Raw genomic sequence first — 16,810 nt, 5'->3', positions numbered from 1 at the left:
CCCTTTTTGTTAGTGAAAAGGGGTGCTCCCCATTAGAAACACCCCTAAAATAATTCTGAATTTTCTTTTATTATCTCATCATTTTTCCATTATGTCGATGTTAAACATGTGAAAAAAGTGCATGTTTTTTACAATTTTGTGTCGTCAACAGCACGTAACCACTCTTCAATTTCTGTAATTACACTTTTTACACACCCTTCAGCGAATGGTGATGTTAAATTTGCAACTTCTACTAATTCTAAGAATGATTTACTTCCACCTTGCTGACAAAGATTCACATAATCTTCCCAAGCCTCTTGTCTATTATCTCTTGCACGTTTCCAAAATTGCAGTGCACAAATTTGAGCTAACGTGTAGTCAATATAATAGAACGGTGAGCTATAAATATGGCCTTGACGTTGCCAGAAACCACCACGCTCTAAATAATCATTATCTTCATAATCACGATGTGGTAAATACTTCTTCTCTATGTTACGCCATGCTGACTTACGTTCTGCTGGCGATGCTTCTGGATTTTCATATACATAATGTTGATATTCATCTACAGATACACCGTACGGTAAAAATAGAAGTGCTGAACTTAAGTGTGAGAAGTAATATTTATCCGCATCTTCTTCAAAGAATAACTTCATCCATGGCCATGTAAAGAATTCCATACTCATTGAATGGATTTCACACGCTTCATATGTTGGCCAATTATATTCTGGAATTTCATACTTACGACTTTCATATACTTGGAAAGCATGACCAGCTTCATGTGTTAATACATCAATATCACCAGACGTTCCATTAAAGTTTGAGAAGATGAATGGCGCTTTATAATTCTCGATATATGTACAATATCCACCACCAGCTTTTCCTTTTTTCGCAACTAAATCTAATAAATCATGATCTAGCATGAAATTAAAAAATTCATCTGTTTCAGCTGATAATTCTTTATACATCGTTTTCCCGTGATTAATAATCCAATCGGCATCGCCTTTTGGAGTTGGATTACCTGTAGCAAACTCAAAGTTTTCATCATAATAAGCGAGCTTTTCTACACCAATGCGTGCTTTTTGTCTATTTCTTAACTCTGTTGCAACCGGAACGATATAATCTAATACTTGCTGACGATAGTTCGCTACCATTTCAGCGTTATAATCTGTACGATACATTCTTGCATATCCTAATTCAACAAAGTTTTTAAAACCAAGTGTTTTTGCGATTTTCGTTCTCACTTTAACAAGCTCATCATAAATACGATCTAACTCTTCCTCATTCTCAGCTAAAAATCCGTAGTATGCTTCACTTGCTGCTTTACGTTCGCTTCTTTCTTTTCCTTGCATAAACGGAATAAGTTGTGATAACGTTCTTTCTTCTCCTGCAAAGTCAATTTTTGCAGATGCTAATAACTGTGTATATTGTGAAGACAATTTATTCTCTAATTGTAAATCTTTCACTACGTCATCTGAATATGTTTTTAAATCACATTCAGCTAGAGCAAATAATTGCTTTCCATAATACGCTTCTAATTCTTCACGGAATGGCGAATTAATTAACGCCTTATAATATTTTGTTCCATAGCCTTGCACAACTGGTGAGTATTCATCAAAGAAATCTTGCTCTTCCTTATAAAAAGCATCTGTCGTATCAACAGAATGGCGAATGTAACAAAGGTTCCCCATTGTACCAAAATCATTACGAATTTCATTAATTGAATTAATTACTTGTTGTTGTTCTTCAAGCGTTTTTGCCTTATCGAACTTTTCTAAAGCAACAATAAACTTCTCTTTTAATTCTTCAATATTTGGCCGTTTATATTCATAGTCTTTAAATGACATGAACGAGCCCCCTCTCCATTATATGCATCATTACTATAATTCAATGCTTACTTACAAATCTCCTCTTATTCTTCAGCAAAATGCGGTAGATGATGTCATGAATATATGCACACAAAAAAGCCTTGGATTTCTTTATCCAAAGCTTCTTTGGAACATATCATCATTTTTCATACTTTCCAATTTTTTTTAATAGATCAAGTAATTCATCCTTCTCATCCTTCGTTAACATTTCAAAAGACTGATGTATAACTTGCTCATGACCTGGAAAAATAGAAGCAATAAAGCTCTCTCCAGACTCCGTTAACTGCGCATAAATAACACGCCTATCATTTGGGCATGGAATTCGTTTTACAAGCCCTTTTTTCTCTAGCTTATCTACAACGTATGTAATGCTGCCACTAGCTATTAAAATACGCTCACCGATTTGCTGAAGTGGTTGGCCTCCTTTATGATATAGTAATTCTAATACAGCAAACTCAGTTGGATTTAATCCGTTACTTTGTATGGATTTATTTGTAGTATCCATAACAGAACGATGTACACGGGATAGTGCAATAAATACTTTTAAAGATTGAGAAATGTCTTCTCGCTCATTATTTGATGTCATACCATTTCAACCCTTCACTTAAATTCTCCGCAACAAAAAGAAAAGCAACGTAGCGCTTCATTACAACTGCCGAATGAATATTTACTCATCCCTTTTCCTTTTCCTTTCCCTAATGTAATGCAAATGATTCTTGAATAAAAACATGACAATTTTAACATAGTTTATATATAATGATAATAAAAAAAGAAGGAGTACCAAATTTGAAAGTCAAATTACAAAGCATAGTTTTTTACATACTGCTTGTTATACTGCCAACGATAGGGATTGGTGCCACATTTTTTTCGTATCACACTTATCAAATGCAACAGGCAAACAAACTATCTGCTCACACTGTTCTCTTCTTATATAGAGACTATTTAGACCATCACCTTGGTGAAGCTATATCTGCCTTAGAAATGCTCGCAAAAGTCGTAGGGACCGAAACTGGAAACATCAATGGGATTAAACAAATTGTACATGATACCGATGGAAATGATGAACGTTTTTCCGGTCTATATTACGCTACAACAGATGGGATGATTACAATCGCATCCCAAGGCGATTCGCCGCCTATTGACGTTTCTGACCGCCAATACATCCAAGATGCATTGCAATCTAAGAAAACAACTGTATCATCAGTTATTACAGATCGTGTTCTTGGGCATCAAGCTATTATGATTGCCTCGCCAATATTTAATAGACAAAAGGAACTCTCAGGCTTATTATTAGCAAGTTTACGCTTTGACTACATTTCATATTCTTTAAATGCTATTAAACCACAATATCATTTCGAAGTGACTGATAAACATGATGTAGTTTTTCTAACCGATGATAATAACGAAACAAGCGATGGGCATTCTAATATGCTTACTACCCCACTCCAAAGATTAAATTGGAAAGTCTCTGTTTCTCCGTTACCTATTCATCAAAAAACTTTATACCAGTGGGTTTCAATAGAGTGTATAGCTACTTTATTTTTAATGTCTATTTTATTTTTACTTGCTCAATATATGTTATTAAAACGTCAAACAAAACTAGAAAGACAACAAAATGAACTGCAAAAAATTGAATTGGTTGGAACTTTTGCAGCTAGTACAGCCCATGAAATCCGTAACCCTCTTACTGGAATTAAAGGACTCGTTGCTCTGTTAAAAGAAAAATATAAAGATGAAGAGGATCAGTTTTATTTTTCAGTGATTGAACAAGAAATAGAACGTATTAATGAAATTGTAAGCGAATTTCTTATTCTTGGAAAGCCAACTGCTATCATTGAACAAACATATGATGTAAGAACGATTCTTAATGAGGTAGCATTAATTATTCAATCCGAGGCGAATCTACATAACATTGTATTTCATTTACATTTGCCAGACCACCCTGTTCATATACGTTGCTCAAAAGACCATATGAAACAAGTGGTTTTAAACATTACAAAAAATGCAATTGAAGCCATGGCTTCTGGTGATACATTAACCATTGTAGTAACAAACAACGAAAAACACGCACAATTGCAAATTATTGATACTGGAAAAGGGATTCCAAAACATATTCAAAAACACCTCTTTCATCCGTTCTTTACTAATAAAGATACTGGAACAGGTCTTGGGCTTGTTATATGTAAACGAATTGTAGAGATGTACAATGGGCATATATTTATTGATAGTAAAGAAAACAAAGGAACGACAGTTCATATAGAGATTCCATTACACATAGTATAATTATCCTTATCCTAAAAGGGTAATTATACTTATTTCATAAAACCAGCCACAAACATTCTCCAAAAATTGCTCGATTTCCCTTCATACCCAATTTGAAAAATAGGAACCTTTATAATTGAAAACCATTTCGGTGTTTGTTTTTCTTTGTAACGCTGATACTGTACGATAAGCTTGTCCAATTCTTGACTAACTTGAATTGTCTCCATACTATTTAATCCACTTGTTAATCCTAAATGAATCATTTCTTCACGTTTCATATGAATATCATGCGAAAGCTTTTCTAATGTGTACTTCCTTTTTACAGTAAACATCCATATCCCCCTTATTTTTCTTCCATACTCTCAACGTCTCTTCTACTTTAGCCCTTTAAACACTTAATCCTATTTGAATTTGAAGAATCAGAAATTTTAACATTTTCCCCCTGTAATTTACAAATCTTTACCCTCACTTTGAGAATTATTACAAATTATTCTATCTTTGTAAATACATTCGCAATAATAGACATTTTTTTCATCTTCTTTTTTAGCAAATACCAAGTAAACTGCGGATTCTCTATTTTCCATATACTTTTCTTCGACATTTTTTGTTTAATTTATATAAAAACGCAAAACATAATGATGATTGATAAAGTGAAACTTTAATCAGTAGGGGTTTTGTTCATCCCCACTGATTATTAGCCCTCACCAATCGGGCGTTTACGGGCAGTGAATCCCCCACCTAACTTCTTTGCTCCAGCCGAATTTTGAGGTGGGAGTCTTACTGCCCGCAAATAGCGGAATAAAATAGAAAGGAGATATTTATATGCGTAAATATACTATTACATTTCTCGTCTTCACCTTGTTCATACCCTTCTTCCTATTTCCTATTCAAGCAAATGCTCATACGAATAAGGTTGCTATTGTCATCGATGATTTCGGCAATAATATGAAAGGCACAGATAAGATGTTATCACTTCCTATTCCACTCACTGTTGCTGTTATGCCATTTCTTCCCTCTACTAAACAAGATGCAATAGCTGCCCATAAAAAAGGGCATGAAGTTATTATACATATGCCAATGGAACCAATTAGAGGAAAAAAAGAGTGGCTTGGACCAAAAGCGATTACAACAGATTTAAGCGATGAAGAAATAAACAACCGACTCGAACAAGCAATTCAAGAAATACCTCATGCAATAGGTATGAACAATCATATGGGATCAAAAGTAACCGCTGATGAAAGGATTGTACGTCTTATACTTTCTGCCTGCAAAAAACACGGTTTATTTTATTTAGATAGTAAAACAAACCCTAATAGTGTTGTCCCAAAAATCGGGAAAGAATTAGGCGTGCCTATTATTGAAAACCAATTATTTTTTGATGATGTATATACGGTAAATCACATTTCAAAACAAGCACAATTACTTATAAAAAAAATCCAAGACAAACCCATTATGGTAGCTATCGGACACGTTGGGGCTCCAGGTGAAATTACATCACGTGTTATAGAAACTTCTATTCCTAAAATTCGTGAGCATGCAGACTTTATTTTTTTATCTGATTTAGCATTGTCTCCACCTTCTGTTTCAAAATAAGATTCATTTCTCACACTAAACAAGGTACCTATCTACATATAGCAGATAGGTACCTTGTTTAACTTAAATATAATCTACATGACTCACCCTAAATCCCTTTTTTTCTATCTTTTCAATTAATTGCTTTAATTTTTTTTCATTTAACTCATCCGATATATTTACGATAACACGGCGAATATATTGATCACCGTTATCAAGCGTAAACAGTCCACCAATATTATATGCTTTTAATAATGTCCCAAGCTCTTTAATTGTTCCCTTACAATCTTGTGTTGCAATTGTTAATATATAACCACCCGTCCGCATACCGAACGAATCCTCAATGACATCAAATACATTAGAATGTGTTAAAATGCCGACAAATTCATTATACTCATTTAAAACCGCTAAAAACGGGAGACGGCGAATAACGTAAAAAGCTCTAAAAAAAGAATCCTTTTCAAAAATAAACGAATTTGGATTTTCCAGTACATCTTCTGTACTTACATCCTCTAATCTGCTATTACACTTCTTTTCTAAAAGATCTACTTTATAAATAATCCCCGTGAATTCCTTCTCATTTTCTGCTAATACAGGGATTGCGCGGAATCCCGTTTCATTCATAATTTGTAACGCCTTTTCACCAGAATCATTCGTTTTGCAAAATGTCACCTGCTGTTTTGGCAGAAAATGATATTTAACTCGCAAAATATGTTCCTCCTTACATGTCAACATGTAATCTATATATAATAAGGAGACCTATATTTTATGAGTGAAATTTCTTTTTAAAACGCTTTCATTTTTATAGAATGATAATATTTGTGAATACATCTTTATATAACAGAACTTTTTGCCCCTTTTATCATTAAAAGCTTTACGTGATAGTTCATTAAATACTCTATACCTTCCAACCATTTTTTCGCTTCTTCTGGGGTTTTCCCCCACACGATCATTCCGTAATTATGAACAAGGACTACTCCTCCACCTTCAACAAAATTTGGAACATTATTTTCTAATAAATTAGCGAATTTTTTTTCATCTTCTACAATTGGAATTGTCATTTCTGTAATACCATCTTTTCCAAAAACACGTTCCACACTGCGTTTTTCGAATGTTACTTCTCCTTCTTTCCCATATAGCTCTGACATTAAATGACTATCTACAGTTTGCACTTGTAAAATACATTCTGCACTACTTTTTTTATAAATATCCGCATGCATAAACGACTCTGTAGCTGGTTTTTCTTCGTTTTCAAATACTGGCTCACACATGCAATTTACGACAATAAAATCTTCTTCAGAAAATACCCCTTTATCTCTTCCCTCTACATTCACTAAAAATGTTAATGGCTCTTTTGACGTACACAGCGATAAACTAATTTTTGTACCATAAAACCAATCGCGAAGTGCCAATTCTGCTTTCACATCTTTTAATGCGTTCCATTTCTTCAGAAAAAATAACATTTCGTCACCCCCGGCGTAATATTAATATAATGTTCAAATCCTTTCTATGTAAAAGGAATGTTTTTTGATTATTCTAAAAATTTAATTGAATTATCACACGAGAATACCTTTTTGTCAATACGGTTTCAGCACCTATCGGAAAAATAGGCATATCACATATAAGCACTCCTGTCTATTTCGCACCTGATTTTGTACATATAAAAAATACGTTATTCTTCTTATTAAAGAATAACGTATTTTTCTCATTTATTATTTAATTATTGCGTTATACAAAAATTGTGCGTATTGTTCACGTGTTACGAAATCATCACCTGAAAAATCACCTTTGCCGTCACCTTTTGATATATTATTGTCCGCTAAAGCTTTCACATATCCCTCTGCCCAATGACCCTTTGGTACATCTTTAAAGCTCTCTACACTATTTTCATTTGCCTTTAACTGGAATACTTTTTGTAGTACTACTGACATTTCATATCGAGTTAATACTCCATTTGGACGGAACGTACCATTACCATCGCCCGTCATAATTCCGGCTTGTGTAACTGCCTCAATAGCCCCTTCATACATATTTCCTTTCGTATCTGTGAACTTCGTTTTCTGTTCTACATTTTGCTCCAACTTCAAGTACTTTTGTATTAAAACTGCTACTTGACCACGAGTAATGTTGTCACCAAATCCAAATTGCCCATTTCCATAGCCTATAAATAACTTTTCTTTCGCTAAATAGTTAATTGCTTTCTCTGACCAATGACCCTTTGGCACATCTTTAAATTCAATTACTTCTTCCGCTACTTTTTCATTTACAACATTTTGAATAACAGACCCTGTGAAGAAGATTCCTGTATCCGCAAATGGATCTTTCACACCAAATTCATATACTTTCTCACCTGGTGTACTCCACTTAACCACATCGTTACTATACGTACCACCTTCACTCTTCAAACGAATTTTTGTAGAGATTTTACCATCTTTTTCGTATACAGGTACTTTCACTTCTTTATTTACTTCTGTTTCCTCTAAAAATACTTTTTGATTTTGAACATTGATGTAAGCCGTTTTACTTAGTTCTACAACTGGTCGAACATCACGGATTTCATTTGCAACAAAACTTAGAAATACTAACTTTTTCAAATTGCTAACTGGTGTTAAGTCTGAAATGTAATTTGCTTCCAAATCAAGTTTTTGTAAGTTTACTAGACTTGATAATGGAGTAATATCCTTTAACTCATTATTAGGTAAGTTTAAAACTTTCAACTGTGTCATCTTACTTAGAGGAGTAACATCTTTTATTTCATTTTTCCCAATCCATAACTCTTGTAATTGATTCAATTGATCAATTCCTGATAAATCTTTAACTTTATTACGCGTTAATACTAAATCTTTTAACGGTAACGTATACAGCGGTGTAATATCTTCAATTTGATTTCCTGCTAAAGATAAGTATGTTACATTTTTCAACTTACTTAACGGAGCAACGTTTGAAATTTTATTGTTTGCCACATTCAAGTAATCTAATTGTTCCATTTTCGCTAATGGTGCTACATCCTCAATTTGATTTCCTGCTAAATATAAACTTGTTACATTTTTCATTTCCGTTAGTGGTGCAACGTTCGTAATTTTATTATTACTTAAATCAAGAGATTCTAAATTATCCATCTTAACAAGTGGTGTTACATCTACAATTTCATTAGCGCGTAAAGCCAAATGTTTCAATTGCTTTAAGTTCGTAAAGAACGACGGATCTTTTATCTTCGCATTCGCAACTGTTAAAGATTTTAAATTTGGCATATATTTTAATGCACTATAATCAAGAATCTCATTCGTATTTAAAAACAAATCATTTACTTGTAATAACTCTTCTTTCGTAATTGGTGTATTTAAATCTTTTCTATTAAATACTTTTTTATTAACAAGTTCTCGTAGTTTCTTATCTGTTATCATGTTTTGACTATCAACTGGAGTATCCGTTTCCGTATTGCCTGAATTAGAATCATCATCTGGTTTCCCTGTTTCTTTCTCGCCTAAAGTCGGATCTTTAATTTCAAATTGAACTTGATATTTATGATCATATCCAATAGCCGGAATAAGTATATGCATTTGCATATTATGCTTCTTCTCAAATTCACCAATTTCAAATTGAACTACTTTCGTCCCATTTTTTCTCTTATCTTCTGACAAAACTTTCACATCATGAAATACACCCGGCTGGTTTCTATCTTCTATTCTAAGGTATTGAAAATAATCGCTATCTTGTACAGTTACAGTAACAATTTTTTTCCCGTCTTCAATCGCTACTTTAGGATTTTTTATGTATTGAGAAACCATAGATGGCTCGTCTTTTTGATCCTTATAAATTTTAATCTCAGTATCATACGTACGATCACTCACTGCTGCTACCGACTGATTTGCTTCAATTTTTATTGCTGCTAATGCTGGAGTAGAATACGCAGCAAATGGAATTGCTAATGTTGTTGCTACTACTAGCGCCTTAATATAATTTTTTTTCAAAATAATATCCCCTTGTCTTATATAATTTTTAGTAATTGATAACTTTTATCAATTACCTACAAATAAATGATAATGAATCTCATTATCATTGTCAATAGGAATATTACATTGAAATTATATTTCCAACGATAAAAAATAAAAAAGCCCTTTATTCAAAGGGCTTTTTTACCTATCGTATGAAGGATTTCACTTTTTTCTTTTTCATTAATAACACCGAGTTTTTGCAAAACATTCGCGTACAATACAAGCTTATTATATACCCGTTCCGACATTCCTGTCCCCTCTTTCCTTCAGCCAACTTTTTTTCTATTGGTAAATTATATGAAGGAAGCGAGAAAATGTGTCCACTTTTTTTGCACGAATACAAACCTTTATTACTCATTATTCATGAGCATCTCAAAATTCACGTTAAACATTACTAATAATTAAAGAGAGCTGGAATTTCCCACTGATTACTAGCAAACTGTCCATTGAATATTATGCTTTTTAACTTCTTCTTCAAAACTATATGGCATTTTCTTATCACAAATAACATGTTGAATACGAGAAAATCCTGATATTCGGTAGTTCCCTTTTACGCCTACCTTTGTATGATCGCATAAAATATACGTTTTCTCCGATAATTTAATCATCGCTTCTGACAGTTTCGCTTTTTCTAATTCAAAGCTGGAAACCCCAAAGCTAGGTAACAATCCATCAATCGAAACGAATGCTTTATGAAAATGAAATTGATGAATTACTTGCTGCGAAATAGAACCCGACACACGTGAATGTTTTGGAGATACCTTTCCACCAATAAATAAAACTTCACCGTGAAACATCTTTTTATTAATAGAAGATATTAATTGTGTCGCTACTGGAAAAGAGCTCGTAACAATCGTTAAATTTTTACGATGAACAAGATATGGCACCATTTGAAGTGGTGTACTTCCATCATCAATCGCAATAACATCCCCATCTTCCACAAACGTTGCTGCTTTATACCCAATTCTTTTCTTCTCTTCTATATGCAGCATCTCTCGTTCTAACATCGGTGCCTCTATCCCAGCTCCCGGAAGTTGAACAGCTCCACCATACACTTTCTTCAATTTTTTTTCACGATCTAATTCTTCTAAATACCGACGAATCGTCTCTGTTGATACTGCGAACTCTCTCGCTAATTCTGAAACTTTTACTTTCCCTTTAAACTCTACCTTCTCAAGAATTGTCCTCTTTCTCTCTTCACCTACTACAGACATAGCCTCACCCCATTTATATCTACCTCATAAACTGCCTTACTTATACAAAGTTATAATTTTCTTTTTCAGTGAAAATTTCTTCATGAATATAAATACCACGCTTTTCCAATTCATCAAAAATAATTTGTGGATTTTCAAAAGCTTCTTCAGGAGTAATAACACCGACTTTATTAACTACTCCTTTTGCAATTAACTCTGTAGCAACTCCAAATGGGATACCAACATTTCTTGTATAGGCTCTTAATTTCTCCCAACCTACTACAGAATCGTCAGATAGCGGATGTGTATGGTATAATACATGTCGCTGTTTTTGATTATTTTTCATACCTACTACTTCTACATGAAGTGCATAACCATAAAGCTCTGTTGCTTGCCCTTCTTTCGATTGTAATAGATACTTCGAAATACAATCCATAATACCAATTTCTTTACCGTTTATTTCAATTTGATCATTACGCAATATACCATAATCATATAAAGCACGAACGAGCTGCATATTTTGCTCTGGCCAAGTACCTCTCGTTTCTATCAGCCCAACACCTTTATCCTCCAGTGCCTTCGCTAACGTAATCGTTTCTGAGTGCGGGATGATATACTGCATTGTTTTTCCGTAAGGCGCTGGTAATTCAATTTCTCTCGGGCGCGCAAACGGAGGTACTTGCTTAAATTCACCATCTTCATACACTGTACGCGACGGTAAATGTGGATCATATTCATATGTCGTTGTTTCTGTAATTGATGCAGAAAAAGCAATTGGACGATATGAGCCATGACTTACTCTAACTGACTCTACAGTATCTAGCTGATTTGCTGCATACATAGCCATCATTTGCGTTACACCTGGCGTCATACCAAACCCAGGTAAACATGCTTTTCCGTTTTGAACAAATATAGAATGGGATTTATTTTCTTCACCAAATCCATTCAAGTTCACACCGTGACAGCCGGCATCTGCAATACAGCGAGTAGACAAGCCATTTAACTTTATCGTCGTGCCATCCATTACAATGTCATAGCCCTTCATTTTTGCGACCGTATCCTCATGATTTGTCACATCGACTTTTACAAAATCAACACGAGGATCATTTAACCACTCTACTACTTTTCGGCCTTCCTCTTCATTAAAATCGGCTAACGTAATCGTCTCAAAAGATGAAAATTGAACTAAATCTAAAATTGCTTCACGACAAATTTTACCTGCTCCACCTAAGCAAAATACTTTCACCCTATAACAACCCCTTTAGCAATACTATCAACTAAGCGATTAATATCGTCTTCATGTACATCACCGATATTTCCAATGCGGAACGTATCTACTTTCGAAATTTTACCAGGATAAATAACAAATCCATATCGCTTTAATTCATTATACAGCTGCAAAAATTCAAATCCTGCTTCTGGATAAATGAAAGATGTAATAATAGGAGATTGATATTTTTCATCTACTAATGGCTTGAAGCCTATTTCTTTCATTTTGTTCACTAATAATTTTTGATTATTATAATATCGATTGTAACGGGCTCTTACCCCGCCTTCTTCTTCTAATTCAAGCAATGCCTGATAAAAAGCGTGTACAACATGTGTAGGTGAAGTAAAACGCCATTTCCCATTTTGCTCTTCCATCGTTTCCCATTGATCATATAAATCTAATGATAAAGAACGGGCTTGCCCTTTGCATTTCAATAATTCATCACGATTTGCGATGACAAAACCGAATCCGGGAACACCTTGAATACATTTATTCGCACTACTAATTAGAAAGTCAATTTGCAACTCAGCGATATCTATTTCAATACCACCGAAACTACTCATCGCATCAACCAGTGTAACTTTTCCGTATTGTTTTCCTAATTCACATACATCTACAATTGGATTAATAATACCTGTCGTTGTTTCACAATGAACAACTGCTATATGCGTAATCTTTTTATCTTGTTGCAATAACTTTTCTACTTCTGCAATATTAGTAGGCTCCCACTCTTCTGTTTGACTGACCACCACATCTATATGTAACATCTCTGCCATTTGTACAATCCGCTTACCGTACGCACCATTTGTACAAACTAGCAGCTTTCCGTTTCTAGGAATAACAGAACCAATTACTGCTTCAACCGCAAACGTACCGCTTCCCTGCATTAAAACTGTTGTGTACTTTTCTTCTTCCTTTGTCGCTAACGATACAAGCCTATTTCTTACATCTTGCACCATCGTGTTATATTCAACATCCCACGTACACCAATCGTATAACATAACTTCTTTTACAGTTTTTGTTGTCGTTAATGGTCCTGGCGTTAATAATAAATAGTGATTTTCATTCATGACCCTATGCCTCCTTTATGAAATAATAAGTTCTTGTTTCTCGATATGTTCAATTACGCTTTCGAGCTCCTGCATCGTTTCAATTGTAAAATGAGCCCCATTTTCAATGAAACGATTACGAACTACTTCTATTTTTTCACGAAGCTCTAACGGATCCATATTCTCAACTTCCTCTTCCGTTAAACCGAGCTCACTACTACCGAGGATTACACCAACTGTCCACATTCCAGCATTTCTGCCCTCTTTCATATCTGACACGGTGTCTCCAACTTTTATCATATGATTCATTGGATATACACCTAATTCCATCGCATTTTTATAACACATCCACGGATATGGACGACCTGCTGGAACATCATTTGGCGTCACAAGAAAATCAGGTTTATACCCTTGTATTTCTGCTTCTTTTGCAACAATGTCCATCATTTCTCTCGTATAACCAGTTGTTGATCCAATTTTAATACCTCTTTCACGTAGTGAAGAAACCACTTCTTTTACTCCATCAATTGGTGTGGCATAGTACGGTAAAATAGCAAAGAGAATTTCTTCAAATTCTTCATACATCTCATTAATGTCTGCTTCTGTTGGTAATTGTCCGAAAACACGCTTCCACTCATTTGCAATACGAGGCATTTCTGTTAGTGCCCTTACATGATCTATTTTTAATAATCCCATTGGCTTACGTGCTTCTTCTGCTGTAATTTCAACACCGCGTTTATGAAAAATCTTCATGAATACTTCCAGTGGTGCAAAACATCCGTAATCAACTGTCGTACCTGCCCAATCAAAAATAACTGCTTCAATTTTCATTCTATCCATCACCCTTCTTACTTATCTTTTTTGCCATTGTGACGTTCGGTTACGAAGTGCTTTCGTTCCCCATTCATATACAACTCTCACTACAATATTTGTAACAACAATAAGTACACTCATTGCAGCTGCTGGTGCTACATTTCCTGCATCATCCATATTTACAATTGATACAGCAGCTAGTTTAAAATCAGCCGCATATAAGAACACTACTGCCGATACAGTTACCATTGAATTTACGAAATAGTACATAACCATTTCTAAAATAGCTGGTAAACACATCGGTACTGTTACTCGAAAGAAAGTTTTATAGAATGGTACACTCATCGACTGTGAAACAAGTTCAAACTCTCGGTCCAGTTTCTTTAAAGCAGTCGTTGCGGTAACAAACGTTACAGAGTAAAAATGAATGATATTTACTAATATTAAAACAGCAATTGTGCCATATAAGGAATGAAACGGATTTGTTACTGAAAGTCCTAGAATTTGAATTGTTGGTTGACTGAAGAAAAAGACATATCCTAATCCAAGTACTAATCCAGGAATCGCTAACGGTACAATAGAGAAAAAGTAGCCTACTTTTCTGAAAAAATGTAGCTGTTCTATTTTTTCAATCGCATAAGCGAACACAAATGTTAAAATCACCCCGATAACTGCCGTAATAGCTGAGACAATTACACTATTTTTAAATGCTTCAATTCCGTCTCCTGTCAAACTTGAAAAATTAAAATGCTCAAGTGTAAAACTCATATTATATGGCCATACTTTCACACTTGCAGCAATACCAACTGCCACAAATAAAAGAATGATCATAAACGTAACTACGCTACAATATACGAATGAAATAACATCTCTTTTCTTATTATTTATTATTCTGTAAGGCACTGCTTTTGAAGATAAGAGATTCGCCTGTTTTCTTTGCGTAATACGATCAACTGCAAATGCGAAAATAGCTGGGATTAGTAAAATCATTCCGACAGTTGCGCCCATGGACATATTTTGCTGTCCAATTACTTGCTTATATACGTCAGTAGCAAGTACGTTATATTGTCCTCCAACAATTTTAGGTGCCCCAAAATCAGTGAAACTAAGTGTAAATACAACGAACATCGCACTAATTAATCCGTATTTCACACTAGGTAAAGTAACCGTAAAAAACTGTTTCACTTTACTTGCACCTAACATATTAGAAGCTTCATATAAACGATAATCAGAACCTTGAAGAGCAATTAATAAAATAAGGAATGCTTGTGGAAATGTATACATAACTTCAGCCATTACAATTCCTACTGGTCCGTATAACGGTATTTGTATTCCTTCAAATAAACCAAACACCCCTTTTGTTATTAACCCTTGATTACCAAATAAATATGTAAGCGCAATACCGTGCATCATCGTTGGTGCGAATAATGGTAATAATGCTATGTATTGAAATACGCGCTTTCCAAAAACATTCGTACGAGCGATTGCATATGCATAAGCGAAAGCGAGTGTAACTGAAATAATTGTTGTAGCGCCCGAAACCCATACCGTATTTTGTAATGATTGAACTAGCGTTGGTGTTGTGAAATATTTACTGAAATTCGCAACACCAACGAAAGCTCCATCTTTATCATAAAAGGCCTGTGTAAACAGTTGTAATAAAGGCAATACAAGCATGATAAAAAATGAAAGAAGCATACCAATAATTAATAGTCTTTGTATCCACTCTTCTTTACCGATACGTCTCTTAATCTTTTTTTTCGTACTTTCCACCTTAAAGTTTTCTAACATCTCCATCTATACAATGACCTTCTTTCCATATGACAACATATGATTTTCTGAGAAAGAGATTTGAATTGGCTTTCCTTTTCTAATAGCAGTTTCCTCTACTTCTGATGCCAATATATCTACTACAATTTTCTCATTATAAAGGTGTGTTTTCTCTTCTATGACCCGCACTTCCGTCCGGTATACAGATCCGCGAAATTCCATGCTTTCTACAACTGTTTTAATACCATTATTTTGTACAATAGTTACATGTTCAGGACGAATTGCATGTTCTTCGTTATTTTTCGAAAAGAAATTAATAGAACCAATAAAATCTGCCACAAACGGATTGGCTGGTCTTTGATAAATCTCCTCTGGTGTTCCAATCTGCATAATTTCCGCATGATTCATTACAACAATTTTATCAGCCATCGTTAATGCCTCTTCTTGATCATGCGTTACCATAATAGTTGTTACTCCCACTTTTTCCTGCAAATCACGCATTTCTCTGCGCAACTTTTCACGCACTTTTGCATCTAAAGCAGATAACGGCTCATCAAGTAACAAAATATCGGGAGACAGAGCGAGCGCACGTGCAAGTGCTACTCGCTGCTGCTGTCCACCAGACATTTGAGCAGGATATTTATCTTTTACATTCAGCAAATCAACAAGTTCTAACGCCGATAGCGCTTTCTCTTTTACTTCTGCTTTTCCATATTTTTTTGTCTTTAAGCCATATGCAATGTTTTCAAGTGCAGTTAAATTCGGAAATAATGCATACGATTGAAAAACCATTCCGAAGTTCCTCTTTCCAGGTGGTAATGCTGTAATATCTTTTCCATTCACAGCAATACTACCTGTTGTTGCCTCTTCTAGTCCTGCTAAAATTCTGAGCAACGTCGTTTTCCCACAACCACTTGGGCCTAATAAACAAACAAACTCATTTTTTTTCACAGTAAAAGAAATATCTTTTAACGCTGTAAATGCATCAAACTGTTTTTGAATGTGTTGAATTGATAAATATTCGCTCATTTTTCTCTCTCCC

The 16,810-nt window shown here is 34.5% G+C and carries 14 protein-coding genes; 2 read left to right on the top strand and 12 right to left on the bottom strand.

What is annotated here, in order from left to right; genetic code table 11:
* Positions 1-128: 128 nt before the first annotated feature.
* Positions 129-1,823 (bottom strand): M3 family oligoendopeptidase, encoded by a 1,695-nt coding sequence (locus tag MHI07_RS06545; RefSeq protein ID WP_340822654.1) that lies wholly within the window; start codon positions 1,821-1,823, stop codon positions 129-131.
* Positions 1,824-1,983: 160 nt separating this feature from the next.
* Positions 1,984-2,430 carry a MarR family winged helix-turn-helix transcriptional regulator gene (locus tag MHI07_RS06540; RefSeq protein WP_000203343.1) on the bottom strand — a complete coding sequence of 149 codons (447 nt, stop codon included), beginning with the start codon at positions 2,428-2,430 and terminating at the stop codon, positions 1,984-1,986.
* Positions 2,431-2,630: 200 nt separating this feature from the next.
* Here MHI07_RS06540 and MHI07_RS06535 point away from each other — a divergent pair, with 200 nt between their 5' ends.
* Positions 2,631-4,127, top strand: coding sequence for a DUF3149 domain-containing protein (locus MHI07_RS06535; protein WP_340822650.1), 1,497 nt, complete (start codon positions 2,631-2,633; stop codon positions 4,125-4,127).
* Positions 4,128-4,156: 29 nt separating this feature from the next.
* On the opposite strand, the gene MHI07_RS06530 is transcribed toward MHI07_RS06535, so the two are convergent.
* Positions 4,157-4,438 (bottom strand): aspartyl-phosphate phosphatase Spo0E family protein, encoded by a 282-nt coding sequence (locus MHI07_RS06530; RefSeq protein WP_002149628.1) that lies wholly within the window; start codon positions 4,436-4,438, stop codon positions 4,157-4,159.
* Between the two features lie 490 nt (positions 4,439-4,928).
* Here MHI07_RS06530 and MHI07_RS06525 point away from each other — a divergent pair, with 490 nt between their 5' ends.
* A complete protein-coding gene (locus tag MHI07_RS06525) occupies positions 4,929-5,699 on the top strand; it encodes a divergent polysaccharide deacetylase family protein (protein ID WP_215581033.1) in 771 nt (256 codons plus the stop codon).
* Between the two features lie 63 nt (positions 5,700-5,762).
* On the opposite strand, the gene cbpA is transcribed toward MHI07_RS06525, so the two are convergent.
* The 9 genes from cbpA to MHI07_RS06480 all read right to left on the bottom strand — a co-directional run bounded on the left by cbpA (position 5,763) and on the right by MHI07_RS06480 (position 16,797).
* Entirely contained in the window at positions 5,763-6,386 is a 624-nt protein-coding gene (gene cbpA, locus MHI07_RS06520) for a cyclic di-AMP binding protein CbpA (RefSeq protein WP_002140932.1), read from the bottom strand.
* 125 nt (positions 6,387-6,511) lie between these two features.
* Positions 6,512-7,141 (bottom strand): class II aldolase/adducin family protein, encoded by a 630-nt coding sequence (locus tag MHI07_RS06515; protein ID WP_340822646.1) that lies wholly within the window; start codon positions 7,139-7,141, stop codon positions 6,512-6,514.
* Between the two features lie 249 nt (positions 7,142-7,390).
* Positions 7,391-9,649, bottom strand: a complete 2,259-nt coding sequence (locus tag MHI07_RS06510) for an NEAT domain-containing leucine-rich repeat protein (RefSeq protein WP_340822644.1) — start codon at positions 9,647-9,649, stop codon at positions 7,391-7,393.
* A gap of 455 nt (positions 9,650-10,104) precedes the next feature.
* Complete coding sequence (locus tag MHI07_RS06505; protein ID WP_002158735.1) at positions 10,105-10,887, bottom strand: DeoR/GlpR family DNA-binding transcription regulator; 783 nt, start codon at positions 10,885-10,887, stop codon at positions 10,105-10,107.
* 40 nt (positions 10,888-10,927) lie between these two features.
* Positions 10,928-12,112 carry a saccharopine dehydrogenase family protein gene (locus MHI07_RS06500; protein WP_340822641.1) on the bottom strand — a complete coding sequence of 395 codons (1,185 nt, stop codon included), beginning with the start codon at positions 12,110-12,112 and terminating at the stop codon, positions 10,928-10,930.
* On the bottom strand, positions 12,109-13,206 hold the full coding sequence (phnW, locus tag MHI07_RS06495; RefSeq protein WP_340822639.1) for a 2-aminoethylphosphonate--pyruvate transaminase: 1,098 nt from the start codon (positions 13,204-13,206) through the stop codon (positions 12,109-12,111). Before phnW ends, MHI07_RS06500 begins: the two co-directional genes overlap by 4 nt.
* 15 nt (positions 13,207-13,221) lie before the next feature.
* Positions 13,222-14,016 (bottom strand): phosphonoacetaldehyde hydrolase, encoded by a 795-nt coding sequence (gene phnX / locus MHI07_RS06490; protein WP_340822637.1) that lies wholly within the window; start codon positions 14,014-14,016, stop codon positions 13,222-13,224.
* Between the two features lie 21 nt (positions 14,017-14,037).
* A complete protein-coding gene (locus MHI07_RS06485; RefSeq protein ID WP_340822635.1) occupies positions 14,038-15,795 on the bottom strand; it encodes a putative 2-aminoethylphosphonate ABC transporter permease subunit in 1,758 nt (585 codons plus the stop codon).
* Entirely contained in the window at positions 15,796-16,797 is a 1,002-nt protein-coding gene (locus MHI07_RS06480; RefSeq protein ID WP_078179558.1) for a putative 2-aminoethylphosphonate ABC transporter ATP-binding protein, read from the bottom strand.
* Positions 16,798-16,810: the final 13 nt, after the last annotated feature.

Source organism: Bacillus sp. FSL H8-0545 (assembly GCF_038006105.1).
Classification (GTDB): Bacteria; Bacillota; Bacilli; order Bacillales; family Bacillaceae_G; genus Bacillus_A; species Bacillus_A cereus_U.
This window is presented reverse-complemented; position numbering and strand designations above follow the sequence as displayed.

Bases quoted from the DNA above. Each gene is read 5' to 3' on its own strand.
- MHI07_RS06525 (WP_215581033.1), top strand. From the start codon at position 4,929: ATGCGTAAATATACTATTACATTTCTCGTCTTCACCTTGTTCATACCC.
- MHI07_RS06505 (WP_002158735.1), bottom strand. From the start codon at position 10,887: ATGTCTGTAGTAGGTGAAGAGAGAAAGAGGACAATTCTTGAGAAGGTA.
- MHI07_RS06515 (WP_340822646.1), bottom strand. From the start codon at position 7,141: ATGTTATTTTTTCTGAAGAAATGGAACGCATTAAAAGATGTGAAAGCA.
- phnX (WP_340822637.1), bottom strand. From the start codon at position 14,016: ATGAAAATTGAAGCAGTTATTTTTGATTGGGCAGGTACGACAGTTGAT.
- MHI07_RS06530 (WP_002149628.1), bottom strand. From the start codon at position 4,438: ATGTTTACTGTAAAAAGGAAGTACACATTAGAAAAGCTTTCGCATGAT.
- MHI07_RS06485 (WP_340822635.1), bottom strand. From the start codon at position 15,795: ATGGAGATGTTAGAAAACTTTAAGGTGGAAAGTACGAAAAAAAAGATT.
- MHI07_RS06480 (WP_078179558.1), bottom strand. From the start codon at position 16,797: ATGAGCGAATATTTATCAATTCAACACATTCAAAAACAGTTTGATGCA.
- MHI07_RS06540 (WP_000203343.1), bottom strand. From the start codon at position 2,430: ATGACATCAAATAATGAGCGAGAAGACATTTCTCAATCTTTAAAAGTA.
- phnW (WP_340822639.1), bottom strand. From the start codon at position 13,206: ATGAATGAAAATCACTATTTATTATTAACGCCAGGACCATTAACGACA.
- MHI07_RS06545 (WP_340822654.1), bottom strand. From the start codon at position 1,823: ATGTCATTTAAAGACTATGAATATAAACGGCCAAATATTGAAGAATTA.